Origin of the sequence: Bradyrhizobium nitroreducens, assembly GCF_002776695.1 — a bacterium.
Classification (GTDB): Bacteria; Pseudomonadota; Alphaproteobacteria; order Rhizobiales; family Xanthobacteraceae; genus Bradyrhizobium; species Bradyrhizobium nitroreducens.
In genome coordinates this window covers 6921982-6947435 of sequence record NZ_LFJC01000003.1, presented here as the reverse complement: position 1 = coordinate 6947435, position 25454 = coordinate 6921982, and the positions used below count along the sequence as shown (strand labels likewise).

The 25454-nt window shown below is 61.0% G+C and carries 12 protein-coding genes and 1 pseudogene; 4 read left to right on the top strand and 9 right to left on the bottom strand.

The genetic code is table 11. The annotated features are described in order from the left end of the window. Nucleotides 1-1222: 1222 nt before the first annotated feature. From TSA1_RS33030 to TSA1_RS33015, 4 genes are all read right to left on the bottom strand, one after another. Entirely contained in the window at nucleotides 1223-2092 is an 870-nt protein-coding gene (locus TSA1_RS33030) for an outer membrane protein (protein ID WP_100179971.1), read from the bottom strand. A 146-nt stretch (nucleotides 2093-2238) separates the two neighbouring features. Continuing rightward, nucleotides 2239-3768, bottom strand: coding sequence for a tripartite tricarboxylate transporter permease (locus tag TSA1_RS33025; RefSeq protein WP_100179970.1), 1530 nt, complete (start codon nucleotides 3766-3768; stop codon nucleotides 2239-2241). 12 nt (nucleotides 3769-3780) lie between these two features. After that, the gene (locus tag TSA1_RS33020) at nucleotides 3781-4323 is read right to left on the bottom strand and encodes a tripartite tricarboxylate transporter TctB family protein (RefSeq protein ID WP_100179969.1); all 543 of its coding nucleotides are present in this window, start codon (nucleotides 4321-4323) and stop codon (nucleotides 3781-3783) included. 220 nt (nucleotides 4324-4543) lie between these two features. Next, nucleotides 4544-5518 carry a Bug family tripartite tricarboxylate transporter substrate binding protein gene (locus tag TSA1_RS33015; RefSeq protein WP_174719185.1) on the bottom strand — a complete coding sequence of 325 codons (975 nt, stop codon included), beginning with the start codon at nucleotides 5516-5518 and terminating at the stop codon, nucleotides 4544-4546. Between the two features lie 313 nt (nucleotides 5519-5831). On the opposite strand from TSA1_RS33015, the gene TSA1_RS33010 reads away from it, so the two are divergent. Both TSA1_RS33010 and TSA1_RS33005 read left to right on the top strand, forming a co-directional pair. Continuing rightward, entirely contained in the window at nucleotides 5832-6185 is a 354-nt protein-coding gene (locus tag TSA1_RS33010) for a hypothetical protein (RefSeq protein WP_142249493.1), read from the top strand. 91 nt (nucleotides 6186-6276) lie between these two features. Further along, entirely contained in the window at nucleotides 6277-6939 is a 663-nt protein-coding gene (locus TSA1_RS33005) for a hypothetical protein (protein ID WP_142249494.1), read from the top strand. 389 nt (nucleotides 6940-7328) lie between these two features. Here the strand turns inward: TSA1_RS33005 and TSA1_RS33000 are convergent, their stop codons facing one another. Further along, the gene (locus TSA1_RS33000; RefSeq protein WP_097661851.1) at nucleotides 7329-8126 is read right to left on the bottom strand and encodes an enoyl-CoA hydratase/isomerase family protein; all 798 of its coding nucleotides are present in this window, start codon (nucleotides 8124-8126) and stop codon (nucleotides 7329-7331) included. A gap of 41 nt (nucleotides 8127-8167) precedes the next feature. Next, entirely contained in the window at nucleotides 8168-9367 is a 1200-nt protein-coding gene (locus tag TSA1_RS32995) for a pyridoxal-phosphate-dependent aminotransferase family protein (protein ID WP_100179966.1), read from the bottom strand. 206 nt (nucleotides 9368-9573) lie between these two features. On the opposite strand from TSA1_RS32995, the gene TSA1_RS32990 reads away from it, so the two are divergent. Then, nucleotides 9574-12582 carry an FAD-binding and (Fe-S)-binding domain-containing protein gene (locus TSA1_RS32990; protein ID WP_174719184.1) on the top strand — a complete coding sequence of 1003 codons (3009 nt, stop codon included), beginning with the start codon at nucleotides 9574-9576 and terminating at the stop codon, nucleotides 12580-12582. Further along, entirely contained in the window at nucleotides 12575-13003 is a 429-nt protein-coding gene (locus tag TSA1_RS32985) for a GlcG/HbpS family heme-binding protein (RefSeq protein WP_100179965.1), read from the top strand. The genes TSA1_RS32990 and TSA1_RS32985 overlap by 8 nt, the downstream gene beginning before the upstream one ends. A gap of 1185 nt (nucleotides 13004-14188) precedes the next feature. On the opposite strand, the gene TSA1_RS40840 is transcribed toward TSA1_RS32985, so the two are convergent. From TSA1_RS40840 to TSA1_RS32970, 3 genes and pseudogenes are all read right to left on the bottom strand, one after another. Beyond that, complete coding sequence (locus TSA1_RS40840; protein WP_145984416.1) at nucleotides 14189-23989, bottom strand: calcium-binding protein; 9801 nt, start codon at nucleotides 23987-23989, stop codon at nucleotides 14189-14191. Nucleotides 23990-24359: 370 nt separating this feature from the next. Next, nucleotides 24360-24929 (bottom strand): hypothetical protein, encoded by a 570-nt coding sequence (locus TSA1_RS39140; RefSeq protein WP_145984415.1) that lies wholly within the window; start codon nucleotides 24927-24929, stop codon nucleotides 24360-24362. Nucleotides 24930-25123: 194 nt separating this feature from the next. Beyond that, nucleotides 25124-25454: pseudogene (locus tag TSA1_RS32970) on the bottom strand (HlyD family type I secretion periplasmic adaptor subunit); the annotation flags it as partial.

The following is a 25454-nucleotide window of genomic DNA, read 5'->3' as shown; positions in this document are numbered from 1 at the left end:
CGTTTGCAGTATCGTAAAGGCAACTGAGGAGAAGGGCCAACTACGACCACCTCAGTCCGCCGACCCTTTGGGGCGATTCTTGGGGAATCGCCGAGCCGGCGGACTTTCGGGCGGAACTGGGAGTTGCGCCCCAATGCTATTCAACCAAGGCCGCATATCAAACTGCGATATTCATGCGACGAAGCGGAAATTAGTTCGAGATAGCTCCTGATGCGCCACTTGGCTCTAAATTGATGCTATTTTCGTTGTACTTATCTCGTTAAAGGTCATGGCTATCTAACCGGCGCCGACAATGCACGGCGAGATCCCTGGTCATCGAAGGCTGCTCGCGCTGGACATCAAGATCGCCACTATTGTGATCTAGCCGATTAGACCTTACGACTAGAACACCTCAAGGTGCTGCCAGAGCCGATCGTCGTAGCACGGAAGGCGTCCCCTGCACGGTTGCCCAGCACGCCCGGCATCGGCAGCAGCGCCGGAGGGGTGCCGTCTCCGCGCGACCCCGCTTTCGATACGGCTCTTGAAGAAGCTCCTGCAGCTCCGGCGAGCCATAGATCATGCGCAGATTGTACAAGCCGCGCCCCAGCGATGCCGCTTACAGATGGCCTGAAGAACCGACGAACATGAGGAGAGACGGCGCAAGAATCGCGACTCTAAACTAGAGATTAGGCCGACTTGCTGGCTGCCGGCTGGGCGGCGGTTCGTTCAAATCTCGCGCCCAAGGAGCACCTGTTACCGCTCTTTGCCTTGAAGACGTTTCGCCAGAGCTGACACAGGAAGAAGTCAGAAGAGTTGCCAGGACCGCAGCGCCAGCTCCCACGATCTTCAGTCGCGAAGTCAACTCCGAACGGCTCGATAGAGTTGAAGCTTCCCGCATCACAACCACCGACTGAGGCGATCGAGCCAGACTATCAGGAATGTGCAGGGCCGGCCAGTCTGAGACTGGCTAGGTAACTACTTGGACCAGAAACCAAGACGATCGAACCTGGCCTAACGAGGAATTCCCTGATAGCCCCCCTGCTGAACCTCAAGTACTGCAAGCAGGATGGTGGCGCGACCAACCGAGTTCCGCGAGCAGGCGAGTTCTTTGATGGAGTTCGGCGTCAGCGCGTCGGAGCCGACGAGATCTAGGAATTCAGGGAAATCCAAGTTGGTGTGACCCAGAACAGAAACGACAATGCCCCGGCAGGACTGCCGGGCATTGAAGGCGGCTCGCGACCACTCAGTATCTCGCAACGACGGGCGTCGGAGTGAAGGCATAGTTGAAGCCGGCACGCAGCACGTGATCGTGAAAGCTGACGTCCGCTTGGTTGGCGGTCCCCACGAAGTAAGTTTTACTTCCGAAATCCATGTAGAGATATTCCAGCTTGGCCGACCAATTGCGGGTGAACTTGCGTTCGACGCCCGCCCCCACCGTCCAGCCGACCCGGGTATCGGTGCTGCTCGCTCCTGCCCCGATCGGAAAGTTGAACCCGCCGAGCGGAGTCGTGCCGCCCAGCCCCGGTCCGAAGACCTGGATTCCAAGGGCGGTCGCGGACGAATATTTGAACTCGCCGACAGCGAGACCACCGGTCGCGTACCAGAGTGTCTGCGGATCCGACAGGACGCCGACGCGTCCGCGGAACGTCGCGAACCACTGGAGGTCGTAGGAGAGATTTGCAGTGAGCGTTGCAATCGAGTTGAAGTCGGCTCCCCCAGGAATACCGACGATATTCGAGCCATAGCGCGCGCTCGTCGTCGTCACCGTCCGCGACGACCGCTCGCCCATCGCCTGAATGTCACCCTCAAGGCCCAGGACCCATTTTGGATCCACCTGCCAATTATAGCCCAGCTGACCGCCGGCCACCCACCCATCGATATTCTGGCCAAACGCGCCGAACTGTGTAGCCGGGAACGGCAGCGCGATCGGCGCCACGGTCGTCTCCGCGCGGCCCCAGCTGTATCCGGCGTTCAAGCCGGCATAGAAGCCGGTCCAACTCCAAACCTGATCGACCAAGGCCGGGGCCTTCACATAGGGTTTCGATGCCAGATCAGCGGCCAATGCGCTGGTCGCAACCAATGACCCCACAATTCCCATCACAAGCTGCTTCATCGCAATGCCCCGTGAGAAATCAAGAATTCGACAGGGAGTATAAGCGCAAACGCCGGCCTAAACCGTTGCACATCCGCAACTGTCGACGACAACTACTAGGTGTCAGCGACCGGACTACGGCGACACACTGGCGCTAAGGTATTGCTTCAATTAACTTTTCGTGGTGGCATCCCTTTGCTCCGCCGTCCCCATCCGACGCGGGCGAGCAGGCCGTCGATCACAGGCCAGAACAGAAGCACGATCGCCAGCGTCGTGATCGAGCCGACCAGGCCGTTCGACCAGAACACCCCAAGATTGCCGCCAGAGCCGATCATCGACAGCCGGAAGGCATCCTCGGCGCGGTTGCCGAGCACCAGCGCAAGTGTGAACGGCGCCAGGGGAATGCCGATCTTCTTGAAGACGTAGCCGACGATGCCGAAGCCGAGCATCAGCCAGATGTCGAACATCGCGTTCTGGATCGCGTAGGCGCCGATTGCGCAGGACACCACGATCATCGGCGCCACCGCGGCGAACGGCACGCGCAGGATCGAAGCGAAGACCGGCACCGTCGTCAGCACCAGCACGAGACCGACGACGTTGCCGAGATACATCGAAGCGATCAGGCCCCAGACGAAGTCCTTGTGCTCGACGAACAGCAGCGGCCCCGGATTGAGCCCCCACACCATCAGCCCCCCGAGCAGGATCGCGGCGGTGCCGGAGCCGGGAATGCCGAGCGCCAGCATCGGCAGCAGCGCCGCCGTTCCGGAGGCATGCGCCGCAGTCTCCGGCGCGAACACGCCCTCGATGCGGCCCTTGCCGAAACTCTCGGGATCCTTGGAAAAGCGCTTGGCGAGATTGTAGCCCATGAACGAGGCCGCGATCGCGCCGCCCGGCGTGATGCCGAGCCAGCAGCCGATGAAGGAGGAGCGCAGCAGCGTCACCCAGTATTTCGGCAGGTCCTTCCAGACGCTGAGCACGACGCGCAGCGAAATGCTGGCGGCATGGCCGCGCAGAGCCAGGCGCTCCTCCATCGTCAGCAGGATCTCGCTGATGCCGAACAGGCCGATCACGGCGACCAGGAAGTTGATGCCGCGCAAGAGCTCGGCCGAGCCGAAGGTCATGCGCAGATTGCCCGACACCGTGTCCATGCCGATGCCCGCGAGCAGCAACCCCAGCGACATCGAGATGACGGTCTTGTGCTTGGCTTCGCGCCCGAGGCCGACGAAGGAGCAGAAGGTAAGTAGATACACCGCGAAGAACTCGGGCGGGCCGAACTTCAGCGCGAAGGACGAGATCATCGGCGCGAGGAAGGTGATCAGCAGCACCGCGACCAGCGAGCCGATGAAGGAGGAGGTGAACGCGGCGGTCAGCGCCTCCGCCGCCCTGCCCTGCTGCGCCATCGGATAGCCGTCGAAGGTGGTCGCGACCGACCAGGCTTCGCCGGGAATGTTGAACAGGATCGAGGTGATCGCGCCGCCGAACAGCGCGCCCCAATAGATACAGGACAGCATCACGATCGCCGAGGTCGGATCCATCGTGAAGGTGAGCGGCAACAGGATCGCAACGCCGTTGGGGCCGCCGAGGCCCGGCAGCACGCCGACGAAGATGCCGAGCATGAGCCCGACCATCATCAGGACGAGCGTCTTCCACGTCAGCAGGACGGCAAAGCCGTGAAGCAGCAGACCGAACGCTTCCATCGCGAATTCCGCCTAGCGACCGAAGGCCGCTTCGAGCGGCCCTTTCGGCATGATGACGTCGAAGGCGATGTCGAAGGTGACGAACATGATCGCCGTGAACACGAACGCGGTGAGCAGCGACTTCCACAGCGCGATCTTGCCGACGAAGCGCATGAAGCCTGAGATCAGGAGGAAGCTCGCGACATAGAGGCCGAGGAACTGCGTGACGAGGCAGAACAGCAGCGTCGGCACGAACACCGCCAGCACGCGGCGGCCTTGCGCGCGCGTGACGAAGATTTCGGCCGCCTTGCGGTGCGCAACCAGCGCCGCGACCAGGCCGTAGAGGCTGCCGCCGCCGAGGATGATGGAGAGATAGAACGGGAAATAGCCGGGCTCCGGCCCGGTCGCATCCCAGGACGCGCCGGTGCGCCAATTGTCGTAGCCGAGCGTGACAGCCAGCGCGAGCAGCAGCAGACAGACGACGATCTCGATCGTGCCGGACGAGACGACGGAGGGCGAGTCGTCTTCAGGCGCGGTCGGATCGTCGACGACGATTTCGATATCGGTTTGGGACATGAGTTCCGATGTGAGGCTGGAGACTATTCATCTCCCCGTTCTTATGGGGAGAAGCATAGGCCGCCGATGGCGGCCGTTTTGAAGGACGCCGAAGCACAGCTTCGGCGCTGGCGAAAACGCCGGCTGAGGGGCTCTCTCCACAGGACTGACCGCGGAGAGAGCCCCTCACCCCGACCCTCGCCTCGCAAGAACGGGGCGAGGGAGAAGAACGAAGAGACGATTATTTCGCGACGAAGCCGGCTTGCGTCATCAGCGACTTGTTCAGCGCATCGTCCTCCTCGAGGAACTGCACCATGTCCTTGCCGGTGAGGAAGATAGGCTTCAGCGCCTGCTTCTCCATGTACTCCTTGTACTCGGCGGTCTGCGTCACCTTGTGGAACAGCTCGACATAGAACGCCTGCTGCTCGGCCGGCACCTTGCCGGGCAGGAACATCGCGCGCAGCATCAGATATTGCACGTCGACGCCCTCCTCCTTGCAGGTGGGGATGTCGGCCCAGGACTGGGTTTCCGTCACCTTGGCGGTGTAGGAGATGCGTTCCTTGTCGAACACGCAGAGCGGACGCACCTGGCCCGCGCGCCAGACTTCGAGATTTTCGCTAGGGTTGTTGACGTTGGCCTCGGTGTGGTTGCCGACCAGCTGGGTCGCGGCCTCGCCGCCGGACTTGTAGGGCAGATAGGAGAACTTCGCGCCGGTCTTCTGCTCGAGGAACACGGTCAGCACGTGATCCTCGCGCTTGGAGCCGGTGCCGCCCATCTTGAACGGCGCGCTCGCAGCCTTCGCGGCCGCGACGAACTCCTTCACCGTCTTGGGACCGGCGCTGTTGTCCCACAGCACGAACTGGTCGAGCGCGATCACCGAGACCGGGGTCAGCTCGCGCCAGTTGAACGGGATCTTCGCCGACAGCGGCAGCATGTAGATCAGCGAATAGGCGATCAGCACCTTGTTCGGATCGCCCTCGCTGGATTTCATGTACATCAGCGCTTCCGCGCCCGAGGCGCCGCCCTTGAGCGAGACGACGATCGGCTGCTTCATCAGATTGTTCTTCTGGATCGCGGCCTGCATCATCCGCGCCATCTGATCCGAGGCCCCTCCCGCGCCGGCGGCCACCACGATCTCGACCGGCTTTGCCGGCTCCCAGCCGGCGAATGCCGGCGTGCCGCACAGCGCCGCTGCCAGCACAATCGCGGCCTTCATTCCATGTCCCACGCGCGTCTTCCCTATGTTCTTGTTCGGATTTGGAAATTCAGAGATGAATTCGGGGACCATTGTGCTGGTGAACGCAGCCAAGTTCAAGCCGTCCTGCGTCACCTTCGTTATGACTTTGGAATGAGATGCGAACGGAGACAAGCCTCGCGTAATTGAGTTACAAGCGGCCGGCCGGGCTTAGAGGCGCAGAGACGAATTGAGGGACATGCCCGGGGGCCAAAAACTCTGCAATGGACAGAAAATTCGGTCATCAAGAATATTCGAAGAGAGAGAAAAGAAAGAAGCTGAGAGAGACGAAGCGATGCCACGCCTGCTCTACATCAACGAAAAATTCGGTCACGACGCGACGATCATATTGGACAGCGGAGACGCCTGCTGGATTTCCGTAGGCAAAAGGGGTGTCTTAGTCCGTTCGCACAGGCCCAGCTTTTGGGGCGGATTGCTGGGGAGCGTCTTTGGTCGCAAGCTTTACCAAGAGCGGAATATCTACCAGGCACTCAGCGTCGCTCAGGCTCTCGCCGCCACATTCCGGCCGGTTCCACAAATTAAGTGTAAGGACATGATGCTGAAATCTTTCTGTACAGCTGCCTGGCGGTGCTCATCGCCGGAACAGGTAAAAGCCGTACTAAACGATCCGGAGTTGCTCGCCGCGTAAATGCTGCGCCTCACCAAGCAATTTGCTACAACGCGGCGCTTACGATCTTCTGATCTAACCATATCCGTGAAGTATGAATACGCGTAGAAAAGTGAGTTTAGATCTCGACCACGAGCGGCGGAGAACACGGTGGAAAGTCCAGTGGGGAGTTCCCGCCCGTGCCGCTGGCGGCACCGCAAGGGCGGCCGCACTATCAAGTGACGAGCGACGGGAGATTGCTCGGAAGGCAGCCAAGGCGCGTTGGGCGAGGGACCTGCCGCAGGCGACGCATCAAGGCGCCCTGCGGTTTGGAGACATCGAAATCGAGGTTGCCGTCCTCGACAACGGTCAGCGTGTGATTACTCAAACTGGCTTTATGGCCGGCCTTGGTCGCATTCGGCCCGTCAAAGGAAGAGGACGTCAATATTACAGGAACAGCGCCAATCTCCCTGCTTTCTTGACAGCGCAAAATCTAAAGCCCTTTGTCAACGAAGATCTTTCTATGATAGCGAGCCAGATCGAATTCCGCACCAAACAGGGCATTAAAATATTTGGTTACGCGCCGAACTTCCTCCAGAGGGTCTGCGATGTCTTTACGCGGGCCCAACATGCTGAGGTCTTAAAAACCACTCAGCATAACATTGCCAACCGCGCCCGAATTATCGCCGAGCAGCTCGAACGCTCATGCACAATGCGCCTCATAGATGAAGCGACGAGTTACCGAGAAATTCGCGAGACACAGACGCAGCGGAATTCTTGTCGGAGCGAGGATTGATGATGAGGCTCTCTCGGATTTTCGGTTCTGGGGTATCGATCTGGGGGCGGGCTATCAGCGCCGAGCCAAAGCGAGATTGGGCGAACTGAAGCGGACGAGGTATTTGCTGCCGTTTAAGGACTACGTATGAGCTTCCTTCACGGTGCCCTGGTTGTCTTAATGCTGGTCGGCGCTGGTCCAACCGTGTTCGCCAGGGGCGTGCCACAGGATCCAAAACCTCAATCGCAATGCCTTGTGAATGCCTCTGAACTGCCCCCGGGAACACCAGCGGTCATGTGCCCAACTCGCAGCTCACCGGGAAGCTTTTGCGTCTGCCCCAAATTCAATAGGGACGGCGAGGCAGACGGATACTTTGTTGGGACGGCAAGATAGCCAACCGCGTCCCTAAGCTACTTGCCCTTCCAGACCGGCGCGCGCTTGTTGAGGAAGGCGTCCATGCCCTCGCGGAAATCCTCGCTCATATAGGCCTTGAGGATCAGATCCTCGCCTTCCTCGCGCGACAGCGTGCGGCGGATGCGGCGCACCGCTTCCTTGGTCGCCTCCAGCGTGAGCGGCGCGTGGCTGGCCACCAGCTTTGCGGTCTCGTCGGCGCGGCGCTGCAGCGTCTCGACGTCAGGGACGATCTCGGTGAGCAGGCCGAGGGCGAGTGCTTCCTGCGCCTCGACCAGGCGTGCCTTGAAGATCATATCCTTGGTGCGCGCGGGACCGACCAACGCGACGACGCGGCTGATGTTGGACATCGACAGGCAGTTGCCGAGCGTGCGCGCGATCGGAAAACCCATCCGCGTCGTTTCGGTGCCAATGCGCAGATCACAGCAGGCCGCGATGCCGGCGCCGCCGCCGGTGCAGGCGCCGGCAATGGCCGCGATCACAGGCACGCGGCACTGCTCGAGCGTGCCGAGCACGCGGTCGATGCGGGCCTCGTAGTCGAGCGCGTCCTGCGCGGTCTTGAAGGCGCGGAACTGCGAGATATCGGTGCCGGAGGCAAACGCCTTGTCACCGGCGCCGGTCAGGATCAGCGCCTTGATCGAGCGGTCTGCGTTGATCTCGGTGCAAATCTCCGCCATGCGGTCATACATGGCGAAGGTCATGGCGTTGCGCGCCTGGGGGCGGTTGAACGTGATCCGCGCGATGCCGTCCGTGACGGAGTAGAGCAGGTCTTCGTTGGTCGTCGTCGGTGCGTTCATCGCGCGCTCTCTTTCCAAGCTGGTTCAGGCCACCTGGGCCTTTAGGCTACTTGAGCCTTGGTCATCGGCACCGCGTCGCGTCCCTTCAGGACGTCCATGGCCGCCAGTACGCCGCCGCTCCGGTGCGGAATCTTTGCAAGATCCAGACCCATTTCGACGCCGGCGAGCGTGCCCATCAGCATCAGATCGTTGAAATGGCCGATATGACCGATGCGGAATACCTTGCCCTTGACCTTGTTCAGGCCGGTGCCGAGCGACATGTCGAAGTTCTCAAGCACCACCTTGCGGAAGGCGTCGGCGTCGTGACCTTCAGGCACGCGCACGCCGGTCAGCGCCGGCGAATGCGCGGCGGGGTCGGCACACTGCGTCTCCAGGCCCCAGACCTTGACCGCGGCACGCGTCGCCGCGCTGTGGCGCTTATGACGGGACCAGACGTTCTCGAGGCCCTCCTCCTCCAGCATCTTCACGGCTTCGCGCAGGCCGTAGAGCAGATTGGTGGCGGGCGTGTAGGGGAAGGTGCCGAGCTTGTTGAAGGTGATGACCTCCTGCCAGTCCCAGTAGGAGCGCATGCCCGGGTTGGCCTTGGCAACGCTGAGCGCCTTCTCCGAGACGGCGTTGAAGCCGAGGCCGGGCGGCAGCATCAGGCCCTTCTGCGAGCCGGCGACCGAGACGTCGATGCCCCAGGCATCATGCTCGTATTCCATCGAGCCGAGACCGGAGATGGTGTCGACCATCAGGAGCGCCGGATGCTTGACGCGGTCGAGCAGCTTGCGCACCTCCAGCGGCGGCGTCACGCAGCCGGTCGAGGTCTCGTTGTGCACGACGCAGACCGCCTTGATCGTGTGCTGCTTGTCGGCGACCAGACGTTTCTCGATCTCGGCGAGATCGGCGCCGTGGCGCCAGTCGCTCGGGATGAAATCGACGTCGAGCTTGAACTTGTCGGCGATGCCGCGCCACAGCACGGCGAACTGGCCGGTCTCGCACATCAAAACCTTGTCGCCGGGCGAGAACACGTTGACCATCGCCGCTTCCCAGGCGCCGGTGCCGGACGAGGGAAAGATGATCACGGGCTGCTTGGTGCGGAACACGCGCTGCATCGCGGCAAGCACGGCGAATCCGAGCTCGGCGAACTCCGGACCGCGATGGTCCAGCGTCGGCATGTCCATCGCCCGCAGCACCCGGTCGGGCACATTGGTCGGTCCTGGAATCTGTAGGAAATGCCTTCCAGTATGCACGGTCATCGGCGTCCTTCCCGGTCTCTGAAGCTTGTGTCGGCGTTGGCGTCGGAGGGCCCGAATTCGGGGCTCCCGCGAGCCGCTCGCATATCACTATTCGCCGGGCTTGTCCCTCGCCCGGCGGGGTCCGTCAATGCACAAGAAGCAGGGCTCGCTTGCCAAGGGCCGTGGCGGGAGGCAAGACGGTGCCGGCGAACAGGCGAAGGCGGATCATGGCGGCGGAAGTGACTGGAAAATCACCGGAATCGGCCCGAAAGGACGGCCTGGCGGCATGTCTGGCCCGGGAGATCACTGGCGACGTCCTGTTCGACCGGTTCAGCCGCGGCCGCTATGCCACCGACGCCTCGTTCTACCAGATCATGCCGGCTGGCGTGGTGGTCCCGAAGACCATGGACGAGGCCCTGCGCGCGCTGACGATCGCCCGCGACGAGGGTGTCAAGGTCACCCCGCGCGGCGGCGGCACCTCGCAATGCGGCCAGACCGTCAATGACGGGCTCGTCGTCGATCTCTCGAAGCATCTCAACAAAATTCTATCGCTCGACGTCGAAGGCCGCACCTGCGTGGTCGAGCCCGGCATCGTGCTCGACAACCTCAACCGCCAACTCAGGAAGCACGGCCTGTGGTTTCCGGTCGACGTCTCCACCGCCTCGCGCGCCACCATCGGCGGCATGGCCGGCAACAATTCCTGCGGCGGCCGCTCGCTTCGCTACGGCACCATGCGCGACAACACGCTGTCGATGGAAGCCGCACTCGCCGACGGCACGCTGAGCCGTTTCGGCGAGGTCTCGCGCGATCTCTCCGACGTCGTGGTGCCCGACAGCACCCGCGCCCTGTTCCGCGACATGCTCGATCTCGGCACGCGCGAGGCCGACGAGATCGCCGCCCGCTTTCCGAAGGTGCAGCGCCGCGTCGGCGGCTACAATCTCGATGCGCTGGTGCCGCGCAATGCGTCGAACAACATGGCGCATCTCCTCGTCGGCTCCGAAGGCACCCTCGCCTTCACCACCAAGGTCGAGTTGAAGCTGTGGCCCGTCATCCGCAACAAGGCGCTCGGCGTCTGCCATTTCGGCAGCTTTTACGAGGCGATGGATGCGGCCCAGCACCTCGTCAAGCTGAAGCCGATCGCGGTCGAGCTGGTCGACCGCACCATGATCGCGCTCGGCCGCGACATCGCGATGTTCAAGCCGATCATCAATGCGGCGATCAAAGGCGATCCGGACGCCGTGCTGGTGGTCGAGTTCGCTGAAGAAGACCAGGCCGACAACCTCGCCCGCCTCAAGCAGCTCGGAGAGCTGATGGGCGATCTCGGCTTCGGCTGGACCAACGAGCCGCGCAAATGGGGCGGCGTGGTCGAGATCATCGAGCCGGCGCTCCAGGGCGGCATCGCCGATTTCCGTGCCGCCGGCCTCAACGTCATGATGTCGATGAAGCAGGAGGGCAAGCCGGTCTCCTTCGTCGAGGACTGCGCCGTGCCGCTGCCGCACCTCGCCGACTACACGGCGCGGCTGAACGAGGTCTTCGCCAGGCACGGCACCAGCGGCACGATGTATGCACACGCTTCCGAAGGTTGCCTGCATGTGCGGCCCGTGCTGAACCTGAAGCTGGAAAAGGACGTCAAGGCGATGCGCGCCATCGCCGAGGAGGCCTTCGCACTGGTGCGCGAATACAAGGGCTCGCATTCCGGCGAGCATGGCGATGGCCTGGTGCGCTCCGAATTCCACGAGACCATGTTCGGCGAGCGTCTCGTCGCCGACTTCAGGGAGGTGAAGCAGCGCTTCGATCCCGATGGCGTGCTCAATCCGGGCAAGATCGTCGATGCGCCCAAAATGGACGACCGCTCGCTGTTCCGCTTCAAGCCCGACTATCGCGTCGGCGAGCTGAAGACGAAGCTCGACTGGTCCGCCTATCCCGGCGCCGGTGGCGGCTTCCAGGGCGCGGTCGAGATGTGCAACAACAACGGCGCCTGCCGCAAGCTCGAGGGCGGCGTGATGTGCCCGTCCTACCGCGCCACGCGCAACGAGAAGGATGTCACGCGCGGCCGCGCCAACACGCTGCGCCTTGCGATCTCCGGCCAGCTCGGCCCCGATGCGCTCTCCTCCGACGAGATGATGGAGACGCTGAAACTCTGCGTCTCCTGCAAGGCCTGCCGCCACGAGTGTCCGACCGGCGTCGACATGGCCAAGATGAAGATCGAGGTGCTCGCCGCGCGCGCCGCCTCCCACGGCCTGACGCTGCGCGACCGGCTGGTCGGATATCTGCCGCGCTATGCCGGCCTCGCAGCGCGCTTCGCGCCGCTGGCGAATTTGCGCAACAGCAGCCCCTTGCTGCGAAAACTGTTCGAGCGCTTTGCCGGCATCAGCGCGCGCCGCGCCCTGCCCGCCTTCCGCAGCGACGTGTTTGTGCCATCAGCGGAAGCAATCGGTCCTGAGACCGGCCGCGAAGTCGTGCTGTTCGCTGACACGTTCAATCGCATCTATGAGCGCGAGAACCTCGAGGCGGCACTGCGCGTGCTCGCGGCCGGCGGCTATCGCGTGCATCTGCCGAAGCCCGTGAGCGGCAGCCGCCCGCTGTGTTGCGGCCGCACCTTCCTCTCGGCGGGTTTGGTCGATGAGGCTCGCGCCGAGCTCGACCGGCTGGTGACTGCCTTCGCGCCGTTCGCCGCGCGCGGCGTGCCGATCGTCGGCCTCGAGCCGAGCTGCCTGTTGACGCTGCGCGACGAGCTCTCATCGCTGCGCAAGGACGATGACGCCAGGGCCATCAGTGCCCATGCGCTGACCTTCGAGGAATTCCTGGTGCGCGAAGCCGAGGCCGGCCGGCTGCAACTGCCGCTCGGCACCGTCGCCGACAAGGCGGTCGTGCACGGCCATTGCCACCAAAAATCCTTCGGCGCATTCAAGCCGGTCGAGCAGGTGTTGCGGCTCGTCCCAGGTCTCAAGGTAGAGACCATCGAGTCGAGCTGCTGCGGCATGGCCGGCGCGTTCGGCTATGGCGCGGACACCTATGATGCCTCGATCGAGATGGCCGAGCTGTCGCTGCTGCCCGCCGTGCGCCGTGCAGATCAGAACACGCTGGTGGTTGCCGACGGCACCTCCTGCCGGCACCAGATCCACAACGGCGCCCAGCGCGAAGCCCTTCACGTCGCGCGCGTGCTGGCGCTGAGCCTCGACCGCGCCGAGACCCATTCCACTTCTCCAGCTCAGAAGGAAACCGACCATGGCTGACCTCACGCTCGACACCGCCCGCAAGATCCTCGACGCCGCTTTCGCCAAGTCCGGCGAGCTCAAGCTCAAGCCGCTGGTGGTCACCATCCTCGACGCCCGCGGCGTCCTCAAGCTCGCAGCCGCCCAGGACGGCACCAGCCTGATGCGCGCCGAGATCGCGCACGGCAAGGCCTATGGCGCGCTCGCGATGGGCATGGGCTCGCGCGCCCTGTACCAGCGCGCGCAGGAGCAGGCCTATTTCATCGACGCCGTGAACACCATCGCCAAGGGCGCGCTGGTGCCGGTCCCCGGCGGCGTGCTAATCATGGACGGCACGACCCTGCTCGGCGCGGTGGGCGTGTCCGGAGATACATCGGACAATGACGAGGCCTGCGCGTTAGCCGGCATCCAGGCCGCGGGGCTGAAGGCGAATGCTGGATAAACTCGTGGGCAGCACCGGCGATCACAAAGGTGCACCGATGCAGAGAGTCGCGGGCTCGACCATGGGACCAGAATGAACCGCTTATGGAGCTCTTGCGGCACCCGACCGACTTCCGGGCATCGCAAGGCTCAATTTCCCTCGTTCGAGCCCAGATGATGTGAGGGTGGGCCACGCCGAACCTGCGACCCCTGCGTCCCGAACGTAAATAGCACGCGAAAAGTTCAACAAAAACAATGGAATTCGTTCGCAATTGACCCCCTTTATCGCTGTTTGTTCACGGGGTTTCGGTGGTCAATCGGTGGTCAGCCCTCCAGCAGCTCATCTCATACTGCGAAGACCTGCTGCCACTGCCGCGCGGCATTAGAAGTTTGATGGGATCATTTTGACTCACGGTACGTTTGGATCGACGCTTCGTCGTTACGCACGTCGGTCGGTCCAGTCCATCATCGGCCAATTTGAGCTAACTCAAGCTAATTTACGGCGGTTCGGGCCTATAGGGCAGTCCAAGCAGGCATCCGGTTCCACCGGAATAGAGAGCGAGTGGCGGCAACACCGCCGGCTGTAAAAACCGATCATGATTTTGAGCAGTTGCATGGCGGCATTGCCTGTCCAGCTGCCGCCCCTCACAGCACCTTCGAAGACCCGCCTACCTGCGACCCCAGCCGCCACCGTCGGCAGGGCATTGTAGGGAGAAATCAGTTGCCGGCGCGCGCCACGGTGGGTCTTGGAGGACCAGAAGCAATGCCGTGCTTTCAAGCAACGGATGCGAAGCTGCCCATCCCACCTACCCCTCGGGCTTCGGCTTACGCTGCTTTGCTCTGGCTTTGTGCTGTTTGGCTGGGAGGTCGGCGTGCTGACGCCGATGATGCGGAGCACATAATTCATTGCCTGAACGTGCTGAGCGCAGATAAGCCTGCAATCTTCACAGCCGCGTCCATGCCGGTTGAAGTGGAGCCATTTCTGCAACGCTATGCGGCCCCGATTGCTTCACCGGAGACTGAGCGGCATCTCCACCGCTGAAGAGCCGCGATGCTTCAACTGCCCTACGAACCTCTTGAGCTGAGAGGACGAGGGTCCGACGCACAACGGGTCACCATAAGCACGGGTTCTCCGGTGCCGCGAAGTAGCCGACCCAAGTGCAAGACGGGGCCACGCACTGTTGGTACATGGCCCCTATCCCTCGCGTCATGCGTGCCACGCGGCCGACACCGTCCCCTGCAGAGCCGTGTCGTTCGGCAACACATGGATGCTCGCGCTCGTCGGATCGAACCCCGTGTTGTTGGCCGAGTAAGTCGCCATCGCCTGCACCAACTGCGATATCTGGCCGTCGATCTTGAGGCCGCCGGCCGTGATCTCCTGTAATGCCCCCGCGCTACCGGAGAACCAGTTGCTGATTGTCGCACTGGTGGTGGTCCCGAGGAGATCGATCTTCAGATCGTTGCCGGCATGCTCGAACCACAGATTCTGACTCGTGATACCGCTGAGGAAATCGACCTCGTTCGTCGAGCCTTGAGCAGATGACAGATTGATCTGCGCCTGTCCCGAACTCGTGGTAACTTGATACACATTGCTCCTGGCGCCGCCATACGTCGTTTCGATCCCGGCCCCAAACTGAAAGACATTGGATCCGTAGTCGTTGCCCGTGAGAGTCGTATTGGTGGCGCTGCCCGTCCACGTGAATATCGACGTCGCATCGGCCAGGTTCGATCGGCTCCAGGTGCTTCCGTTCGCGAACTGAACATGCGTGAGCCCCTGAATCTGGCTGCCGTCGCCCCAGTATTGATAGTTCACGCGGAAGGAATCGCCGGTCGATGGCACGCTGAGTGTCATCGCATCTCCACTGCGGCTGAACTGCACCTCCCAGGGATTGATGTCCTTCAAGACTAGCGTGTCGTCCCGGTTGTATCCCGAACCGGGATTGGTCAGCGTGTCATGGCCATACCCTTTGGCGAAAATGATGCGGTCCGAGCCGTTGCCGGACACGGTGATCGTATCATCGCCCGCTCCCGCATCGACCGTGACGCCGGTGGCCGGGAGCGTGAGGGAGTCGTTGCCGGAGGTTCCTCGTACCCAGGCATTGGCAGCGATCGCCGTACGATCCCAGATGGTCCCATCGGAGAACTTGATCGAACCAAGGCCATAACTGAGGCCATCGGCGTAGAACTGCCAGAGCGCAGTGAACGTCTCGCCTGTCGCAGCCACCTTGACGAGCAGCTGGTTTCCCGAGCTCGACAAGACAATGTCCGACGGCAAGAGTCCCACAAGGTCCAGCACATCAGTGCGCTGATAGCCATTGCCTGGGTTGTTCAGCACGTCATGACCGGACCCTACACCGAATACGATGCGGTCGGAGCCATTCCCCGAGACGCTGAACGTATCGTCTCCGGCGCCGGCATCGACGATGGCAGCGTTCGCCGGCAGGGTAATCGAGTCGTTACCCGCAGTGCCTCTGATCCAGGCGTTCGACGCAATGAACGTGTAGTCCCACGCCGTCCCGTCCGCGAACTGGATGGCGCTGATTCCGTAGGAATTGACGTTGCCGAACACGAGATCATTGTGGATCGTGATCGCATCAGTCGTATCGTTGCGGAATTTGACGATCAGATCGCCGGCGCTATTCGACCCAAGGATGACGTCCTGTGCCGACACGTTGCTGCCAAATGCAATGATGCCCTTGCCGCCGTTGAGCTGAACATCGGCGAGCCCGTCGCCCAGATCATACCGAATCGTATTATTGCCGTCCCCGCCGTTGCTCGCATTGCCGAACGTGATCGAACCGTTGCCTTGGGTGATCTCGAAAACATTCGAGCGGATGTTGCTGCCAACCAGATTGTAGTTATTGGCTGTGCCGATCCAGGTGAACGCGGACGGCCCCTGGCTCAGGTCCAGAACGGCGCCATCGCTGAACTTCAGGGTCTTGATCGCGCTGGTCACGACACCGTTGGTAACATGCAGATCGCCCAAGATATTGATGCTATCCGCCGCATCGCCTCGAATCTTCATGGTCAGGTCGCCCCAGCTGTTGACCTGCCAGTAAACGTCTTGCATTCCGATGCCCGGCCCGAGGTCCAGCTCGCCATTCAAGTTATTGGACTGGACGATCAGGTTTTCCGCACCCCGATCGTACTTGACGATGTTGATGCCACCGACCGCGCTGGCATTGGCGAAATTGACGGTGCCGCCGGCCGTGACCTCATAGACATTCGTGCCAAAGGTGGTACCGGTCACATTGAAGTTTGCGGTGTTGCCGAGCCACGTGAAAGCGCCGGGACCGTGGGTCATATCCAGAACAGTGCCGTCGCTGAATTTCAACGACTTGATCGCGCTGGTATTGACACCATTCACCAGATGCAAATCGGAGAGGATATTGATGCTGTCCGTAGCATCGCCCCGGATCTTCATGGTCAGGTCGCCCCAGCCGTTGGCCTGCCAATAAATGTCCTGAGCCGTGATACTCGCCCCAAGGTCCAGTTCGCCGTTGAAGTTGTTGGACTGGACCGTCAGGTTCGCGGCGCCCCGGTCGTACTTGACGATGTTGATCCCGCCGACAGTGCTAGCGTCGGCGAAATTGATGTTTCCGGCGGCGGTCACCTCATAAACGTTGGTGCCGAAAGTCGTTCCGGTCACGTTGAAATTCGCGGTGTTACCAAGCCATGTGAACGCCGTCGGCCCGTGGGTCATATCCACCACGGAGCCGTCGCTGAACTTCAACGTCTTGACCGCGCTGGTGTTGGCACCATTCACCAGATGAAGATCGGCCAGGATATTGATGCTGTCCGCAGCATCACCCCGGATCTTCATGGTCAGGTCGCCCCAGCTGTTGGCCTGCCAATAGATATCTTGCGCCGTGATGTTTGGCCCGAGGTCCAGTTCGCCATCAAGGTTGTTGGACTGGACAGTCAGATTTGCGGCACCCCGATCGTACTTCACGATGTTAATACCGCCAACACCGCTAGCGTTTGCGAAGTTGATGTTGCCCGCCGCCGTCACCTCGTAAACGTTGGTGCCGAAGGTGCTTCCGGTCACATTGAAATTCGCAGTATTACCCAGCCACGTGAACGCGGCAGGACCGTGGGTCATGTCCACCACGGAGCCATCACCGAACTTCAGGGTCTTGATCGCGCTGGTGTTGGCGCCATTGACGAGATGCAGATCGCCCAGGATGGTGATGCTGTCTGCAGCATCGCCCCGGATCTTCATGAACAGGTCGCCCCAGCTGTTGGCCTGCCAATAAATGTCCTGAGCCGTAATATTCGGCCCAAAGTCCAGTTCGCCGCCGAAATTGTTGGACTGAATAGTTAGATTCTGATCGCCGCGGTCGTACTTGACGATGTTGATTCCATCAACCGCTGCCGAATTGGCGAAATTCACCGTACCGCTGGTCGAGATCTCATAGACGTTGGAACCGTAGACGCTTCCCGTCAGGTTGAAGTTGCTTGACAGTCCGAGCCAGGTGAACGTGAGCGGCAGGCCGGTGCCGGCACTCGGCTCTCCCAGAGCCAGCGATGTGCCATCGCTGAACTTCAGCGTCGCAAGCGTGCTCGAAGCGCCCCAGGCGTTCGTGGTCAGCGCCCCCGGGACAGTTATGCTGTCCGTAGTGCCGCGCAGTTTGACGATGAGATCCCGGCCGTTGGCCTGAAGCAGGATGTCGTCGGCCGTGATGCCGTTGCCGAGCCGGATGCTGGCGACCGTCTGGTTGACGGTCACCGCGCCATCGCCGCGGCTGAAGAGGAAGAGGCCGGCATCTCCACTGGCAAGGATCGCCTTGACCTGATCTGGAGTCCAGCTCACTCCGTCGGAGAAGGTGATCGCGCGCAAGCCCCAATTCGTGGCGAATTCGTTCTGAACAGTTACGGTCTTGCCAGTGCTGTTGACCGTGATCAGCAGGTTGGCGCCGCTGTTTGCGGCAGGCCGCACCAGCGTCACGTCCGTCGAGGCAATGTCGGTGAACTGCAGCGTCGAGCGAAGATTGCTGGGGTCGGCGACCACTACGTTGCCGCCGGACGAGCTGTAGACGTAGGTGTCCTGTCCGCCCGAGCCGTTCAAATAACGGTCGATCGTGCCGGCAACAATGGTGTCGTCGGCGCTGAAGCCGTAGATCGACGTATCCGTCGACGCGGTCTCCTGCACCAGCCACATCGCGCGGAGATCGGCCTGGGTCCATGTCGTGCCGTCGTCGAAGACGATCTGCTCGACGCCCTCAACCGCACCTCCCTGCTCGCGCTTGAGCAGGATCGAACCTCCGTCACCGGCGCCGGGCGCGCTTTCGGCGATCACGAGCGTCATGTCCGCGTCGTTCCGCGTCAAATGAACCGCCGATGGAACGATGTTCTGCAGCCTCAGCGTGTCGAAGCTGCTGTAATTGCCGAGCCACACCTCGTAGATCGTGTCATTGCCATCTCCGCGGGCGTAGACATAGGTGTCATCGCCGGATTCGCCGTGGATAACATCGTCTCCCTTGCCGCCGCGCAGCGTATCGTTGGTCCGAAAGCCGTCGATATCATCGTTGCCATCGGTGGCCGCCTCGGCCAGCACGCGGACCCGCAGATAGTCCTGGGTCCAGAGCGTGCCGTCGTCGAAGACGATCTGCTCGACGCCGGCGGCAAGTCCGCCATTCAGGTCGGATTTCAGGAGAATGCTGCCGCCATCGCCCGCGCCGGGCGAACTTTCCGCGATGACGAGCGTCAGATCTTCGAAGTTACGCACCAGGCTGACTGCGCCGGGATCGATACCGTGGAGCTTCAGCGTATCGAAGCTGCTGTAATTGCCGAGGAAGACCTCGATAATGGAGTCGTTGCCGTCACCGCGCGTGTAGATATAGGTGTCGTCCCCGGCATTGCCGACGATGGTGTCGTCGCCGCGGCCGCCCTCGATGATATCGTTGGTGTTGAAGGCGACGATCGTGTCGTTGCCCGGCGTTGACGCCTGCGCCAGCACCTTCACGCGCAGATCGCTCTGCGTCCAGACCGTGCCATCATCGAAGACGACCTGCTCGACGCCCTGACGGAACCAATCGTCGAGCTCGCCCTGCAGCACCACCGAACCGCCGTCGCCCGCGCCCGGAGCGCTCTCGGCGAACACCAGGGCCACGTCGTTGTAATTGACGCGGGTAAACGAGACGTCGCCCGGATTGATGCCGTGGAGCACCAAGGTGTCGAACTCCGGTCCTTGCGCATCCGCGATATCGTAGACCGTGTCGTGCCCGTCGCCGCGGGAATAGACGTAGGTGTCGTTGCCCGCGCTTCCGTAGAGATAGTCGTCTCCGACACGGCCCTGCAGCGTGTCGTCGTAGCCGAAGCCGTAGATCGTGTCGTTGCCGCTGGTCCCGGCGGCGTCATCGATCTGCACAAGGATATCGTGCCATCCCAGCACCGTGCCGTCGGCAAAGGTGAAAGTCTCGATCCTGTTCTCCTCCGTCGCGATAAAGCCGTAGATGATGCTGAATTCGCCGCGGATGGTCAGACTGTCGTCGCTTCCGTTGAACGTGATCCGCAGGTCGCTCGTGTTGCCATCGTGATGGAACGCAAGGTCGCTCCGGGAAATCCCGGCCTTGAACTGCACGGTGTCGTCGGTCCCGCTCAGGATGAAGCCGACCCGATCCTCGATCGTATCCGAACCATAGCCGCGGCCGAACACATAGGTATCGTTGCCGTTGCCGCCGCTGAGGGTGTCGTTACCGGCACCTCCATCCAGGATGTCGTCATAATTGAAGCCGGTAATGACGTCGTCGCCGGAGGTTCCGGCGCCCGCATCCAGCGCCTTGATGATGTCTTCCCAGCCGATGTAGCTGCCGTCGTCGAAGGTGAAGATCTCGATGCGGTCCTGATGGGTGTCGAACAGGCCGTAGGCGACGCCGAACTGACCGGTAATAGTCAGCACATCGTCGGTGCCGTTGATCTTGGCCTGGAGATCGTCGCTGACGCCCACGCGCTGGAACGTGACGTCATCCTCGGTGATGCCCGCCCCGAAGTGCACGTAATCGTTCGAGGCCTGCCAGATCCACACCTCCCTGTCCTCGACGGTATCGTGACCATAGCCGCGGCCGAAGAAGTAGTGGTCGCCGGAATCGCCGCCGGACATGTAATCGGTGCCGGCGCCGCCATTCATGAAATCCACGTCAGGCGAGCCGATCAGGTTATCGTCGGTCGCATATGACTGCATGCCGACCACCCTGGCGATGTCGAGCTGGTCCCAGGTGGTGCCGTCGGCGAATTTGATGAACTCGATCTGCTTGTCGAAGTCCTGGAACGCGGTGACGAGGCTCGGCCTGCGGCCCGCGAATTCGTCGACAATCCGGATCTGGTTGTCGGTGCCGTTCTGCGTGATCAGGAGATCAAGCCCGTCACGGGTGAAGGTCAGATCCGCCACGTTGAGATGGGCGAACCAGAGGCTGTCCTCCTGGTTCTGCCCCAATCCCTGCCAGACGTCCTGGATGACGTCGTGCCCGAAATTGTAGCCGACGACATAGGCATCGGAGCCGCCCTGTCCTTTGAGCACCTGGTCGGTGGAGTCGAGATAGAACAGGTCGGTGTTGCCGTCGTCGCCGACGAGCGTGCCGCCGCCGGTCTTGATCTTGGAGGCAGCAATGTCGAAGATCGACGCCGCCTGCTGCAGCGAGATCGCGAGCGGAACGTCCTCATAGGCACCGACCAGGTTCTGGAACAGGAACGCATCGGTGAGCTGATGGCCCTCATTGTCGCGCTGGAAATCGGGCAGCACGACATTGATGATGTCATGCCATTGCGCGAGGAGATCCTGCGCGCCGCTCGCCGTGGCCGGCGCGGCATGGAAGATCGCCTCCAGCATCGGCACGAGCTGGTGTTCCGTGGTCGGGCGGAACGTGTCACTCGCCACGCCGTAGGTGATGCCGGCGAAGAACGGCGCCAGCGGGCCTTGTGCGGCAAGACGGACGGCGAGCCGGTTCAAGGTGTTCCACGATGCGGTCAGGCCGTTCGCGACCACCTGGATCGCGTCCGCGCTCGGATTTTTGCTGATGACGAAGCCGAGATCGAGGCCGGTGTAGCGCTCGAGGAAGGCGATGTCCTGGGCCGTGAGCTTGGTCCAGCTGCCCTGCGCCGGAGGACTTGCCAGCACCTCCTCGATGGTTGGATGGCCATAGATGAGGGTCTTCGTTGAGTTGTAGACCGGCTGCCCGCTCGCATAGCCGTAATAGGGCACGTTCCCGGTCCCATACTCGCCCTTTTGAACGATGAAATCATAGGCCACGCCGCCGGTCCTGGTCACGTCACCGACGAACCAGAAATCCTGCGTCGCCTCGGTGCCCGGCGTTCCCGCCGGCACCGACACCGCGTCGGCCCAAGCGTAGAGAATGGTCCGGGCTGCATCGCGCAAGCTGGCGAGCGAGAGCGTGTTCAGCGACGGCAGCGCCGCGTCGACCGTCTGGACCAGGTTCGGAGTAAGCGTCATCGCCACGTGCAGGTCGGTCAGCGTGCCAAAACCCTTGAGATCAGGGCGGGTCGACGCGTCTGGACTGACCGAGCTGTCGCCCTGCCAGGTGGTATGGGTGTTATCGGTGTCGAACTGCACCTCGCCGATGGCGCCGGTGGTGCCGTCGCTTCGCTCGAATGTCCCGGTGGAGGCAATGATGTTGCCGCTGTCGGCGGTGTGGGTCGTGGTCGATCCGGTCGAGATCGAGACGATGTCGAGCGAGGCCAGCGACTTCAATTCGCCGGCATCGGTCTTGCCGTCCTCGTTGGCGTCGACCCAGACCTTCAACGTGGCGAATGTGTCGTTCGCGTCGACGACGCCGTCGCCGTTGAAATCGGCAAGGCCGTCGTCCAGCGCGCTGATCTTGCCGTCGTGATTGCCGTCCAGGCCCGCAAGCTGCGTGAATCCCGGCGTCTGGTCGTTGCCGAACATCTCGCCGATGTCGTCGATCTTGCCGTTGCCATTGAGATCGCGCACCAGCATGCCGTCGCCGCCGCGCACCCAGCCGACGCGCTCGGCAAAGCCGTCCTTGTCCACATCGAACGAGGCGTTGTTGCCCGCCATCGAGGAGAGATTGACGCCGTTGCCGTTGAGATCCAGCACCAACGGGTCGGTCCAGCTCCGGATTTTGCCGGTGAGCGCCTGGCCGATCTTCTTCATCGCCGTGAGAGCTGATGCCGCCGTCTCGAACCCAGAGGTCCAGCCGTTGCTACGTTCGATCCGATAAGTCACCTGGATGACGAACAGGCCCGCCGTGAGGTTGCTCGACGCGTCGGTCGTGAAGTTGAAGCCGGGGATGAAGGTTTCATTCCCCATCGCATCAAGAATTACCAAATCACCCTGTGCATTCCGCCCATAGCGCTCGCCATGGGCGCCATAAGCGTATGTGCTCTCAGTGCCCCACTGCACTCCCCCGGTAAGCGTTATGCCAAAATATGTGATGTGATCGCTCGTACTCGCGTCTTCGAATAAGAGCTGGCCATTGTGTGATATCTCGACCCGATCGCTTCCGGCGCCAGTATGAACGATTGTGCCAGGTCCGCTCGACCATAGAGTATCGTTGCCATCGCCCAGGTCGATTACCGTACCTGCGCTAGAGCTCCTGACCGTGTCATCGCCATCGCCTGCATCAATCCGCTGTATGCCTCCCGAAACCTCTATCGTATCCGCCTTGGAGGTTAGCTTCACTTCTTCGAAGCCTGTAAAGCTGACATTGCCAAGGACAATTTTGCCGTCGCCTGACTTCAGGTTGACGCCTGTCGATAACCCGCTGAAGTCAAGAACGTCTCGGTCTCCCTCCCCCTGATCGCCGCCATCAAAGATCACTTTGGATGGAGCTTGCTGGAGGCCATCCTGAACCTGCAAAGCATCCTTCGCACCAGTCAACTTGACGGTCTCGATTTCGGACGCCTGAAGCACACTCCCGTCGGCTATCGAGAGCTTTAGCTTGGGCGACGACCCGCTACCCGCGGTTGCCGGCTCAGTCGTCGCCGCAACCGATACGCCAGCATGATTGCCAGCGTAAGTGATCGTATCGTCGCCTCCTCCACCAACGACGTCGAGCTTAGCTGAGGAAATTCCCGAGAAATCAAACGTGTCAGCCCTAGAAGTCCCGATAATCTTGTCAAAATTCTTGAAATCCGTGTCAGTGCCGTCCAACTTGAGATTTGTTAGAGTGATCCCGGATGCAAATTGCGAAAAGTCCAAAATGTCGGGCTGATCATCCGGATTATCACCGGCATCGATCTCTTGAAGCGTCGACAGTAGCTCTAGGCCTTGCGTCCCGATCCGAACTGTATCCGCGTAATTGGTTAGCTTTATCTTCTCGATTGAGAACAATCGATCACTATCGCCGTAACCGTCATCTGAGACGATGATAGGAGTAAGGCCATCCATTGTGTCTGCGGGACCAACAAGCCCCGGATCGATGTCAACCGTCACGCCGTGGCTCGTCAGTTGTCCCCTGTCCCCTACGGAATAGTCCGCCACATCCGAACCGTCACCCGCGATTGGCGTTACACGATCGCCCCCATTTAGGACATCATTTCCGCTTCCTCCGTAGAGCCAATCATTCCCTACCCCGCCGTAGAGATAATCGTTGCCAGCGCCTCCATAGAGATAGTCATCTCCAGAAAATCCCATAAGAAGATCGCGAGAGCCATCCGCTCTAAAAGAGAGATCAAGACGATCCGGCGCCTTGTTCAAAGTAGAGTCGAAGTAAGCGATATCGATCGTCTGATCTTCAGAGTACGAGACTTCTTTATTTATGTATATTTGGTTATATGAGTTAATGCCGGCATCATAGCCAACACGGGAGTAGCCTGCGGGATACCCCATCTCTTGCATTATAGTATTTGCCAAGCGCTGCGTCTGGCCAATATGGTCAAACGCCGGGTTGTTGTACTCTCTGGCCGCGACGCCATAGTACGGCTGACCAAATGGATCTACTAAGTCAGGAGAGCCATAAATCGCATGAATAAGTTCATGGATCACAAGGCTCTGCAAATTCAAAAGGTGAATGCGGCCATCACTCCCCATGAATTGGTAGCCGGTGTCCGGCGCTACTTGGCTAAAATCAATTACCGCTATGTTGCTGGACGGGTACGCAAATGACCCAATGCTAGAGTTAGACCACCCCTGCAGAAACCAAATCTCATTTAGGCCTGCCCCCACATCGAGCAGGCTACGCGCAGTTTGTGAACCGGAATATAGCGCCTGGAGCGCACTTATAATGTCATTCTTTTGCCCTAGCGACAATTGTTGCCCTAGCTCGGAAGCCAAATGACCATTCACGACGCTGGGTTCACCATCCATACCATCTTCGCCCAAGCCCCAGAATCTCAGCTTCGAGCTAACATCCGACCAAGTCATTTGCTTCCCCGTTTCCGACGGACTTCCATGAAAGTCACTATTTCGGAAGCGACCTGAGTCGCTCCCGTTCAAACTCGGTGATCTCTTGCCGCCACTCGCGATATCGGGCCTCGCTTACCGGAAGCCCTATAAGATGAAACCCGAAGGCGTCCTTGTACATCGCTACAAAATATTCCTGCGCGAGCTGACGCGGCGTGCCGGGGCGTAGAGCATAGGTGTTACTTAGATCGCCTCCACCGAACGTAACACCCACGAGCTCTTGCTCTGGTCGCTTGCCACGAACAACATCGAGCACCCGCAACATAGCCGACAAGGGCTCCTGAGGTTTTTCGCGCGATGGATATCCGGATTGGTCGATACCAAGGAGAGATGCAGGTGGACCGATAAGCCGCACCTTGGCCACAACGATTTGATCTGTTGATGACGGGAGATTGGACTTCGGAACCTCAAGAGGCGCCTCATCCGCAAAGTAAGTGAGCGGGCCGTCGGCTGCCTGCACCACAGTCACCGTCCAAATCAGGATGACACAGACTAAACCACCACCTAGCCACCGAGCTACCATCGATATCCACCCGCTCGCTAAACCAGCTATCGATAATTCGTTCATGTCAACCGAGCCTCCCGTCCAACTACAAGGTTGCTTCTTGGTCCTGTCGCTCAATTTCTCGGTGTTCTACACGAATTTGCAACGCACGAAAAACAACGCGAAAGCTACCTTCGAAGAAATAACCGTCGCGTCGGAACAACGATACCTACCGCATTGAATAGGATTGTTTCGGGTTGAATTCATCAACGCGCTCATCATCTTTCCCTCAAGCTCTCCTGCCGATATCTCAACAACGGCGACATCACGTACTCGATGATCCTTCGCTGCCCCGTCTTGATCTCCACCGTCACCGCCATGCCGGGCGCAAGGTTCACCATCTTGTCGTCGACCTGCATCTTGGTGCCTTCGAGCGACACGCGCGCGGCGTAGAGCAGCTCCTGGCCGGCGGGCTCGCTCGATTCGGCGAGTGCGCCACCCTGCTTCGGGACTCCTACCCCGCCCGGCGGCTTGTCCTTGATGATCGCATCGCGCGACACGCTGATGACCTTGCCGTGCAGCAGGCCGTAGCGGGTGAAATTGAACGTG

Excerpts from the sequence above, each read along its gene's own strand:
- TSA1_RS33030 (WP_100179971.1), bottom strand. The coding sequence starts at position 2,092 with ATGAAGCAGCTTGTGATGGGAATTGTGGGGTCATTGGTTGCGACCAGC.
- TSA1_RS33025 (WP_100179970.1), bottom strand. The coding sequence starts at position 3,768 with ATGGAAGCGTTCGGTCTGCTGCTTCACGGCTTTGCCGTCCTGCTGACG.
- TSA1_RS33020 (WP_100179969.1), bottom strand. The coding sequence starts at position 4,323 with ATGTCCCAAACCGATATCGAAATCGTCGTCGACGATCCGACCGCGCCT.
- TSA1_RS33015 (WP_174719185.1), bottom strand. The coding sequence starts at position 5,518 with ATGAAGGCCGCGATTGTGCTGGCAGCGGCGCTGTGCGGCACGCCGGCA.
- TSA1_RS33010 (WP_142249493.1), top strand. The coding sequence starts at position 5,832 with ATGCCACGCCTGCTCTACATCAACGAAAAATTCGGTCACGACGCGACG.
- TSA1_RS33000 (WP_097661851.1), bottom strand. The coding sequence starts at position 8,126 with ATGAACGCACCGACGACGACCAACGAAGACCTGCTCTACTCCGTCACG.
- TSA1_RS32995 (WP_100179966.1), bottom strand. The coding sequence starts at position 9,367 with ATGACCGTGCATACTGGAAGGCATTTCCTACAGATTCCAGGACCGACC.
- TSA1_RS32990 (WP_174719184.1), top strand. The coding sequence starts at position 9,574 with ATGGCGGCGGAAGTGACTGGAAAATCACCGGAATCGGCCCGAAAGGAC.
- TSA1_RS32985 (WP_100179965.1), top strand. The coding sequence starts at position 12,575 with ATGGCTGACCTCACGCTCGACACCGCCCGCAAGATCCTCGACGCCGCT.
- TSA1_RS40840 (WP_145984416.1), bottom strand. The coding sequence starts at position 23,989 with ATGGGGAGTGATGGCCGCATTCACCTTTTGAATTTGCAGAGCCTTGTG.
- TSA1_RS39140 (WP_145984415.1), bottom strand. The coding sequence starts at position 24,929 with ATGAACGAATTATCGATAGCTGGTTTAGCGAGCGGGTGGATATCGATG.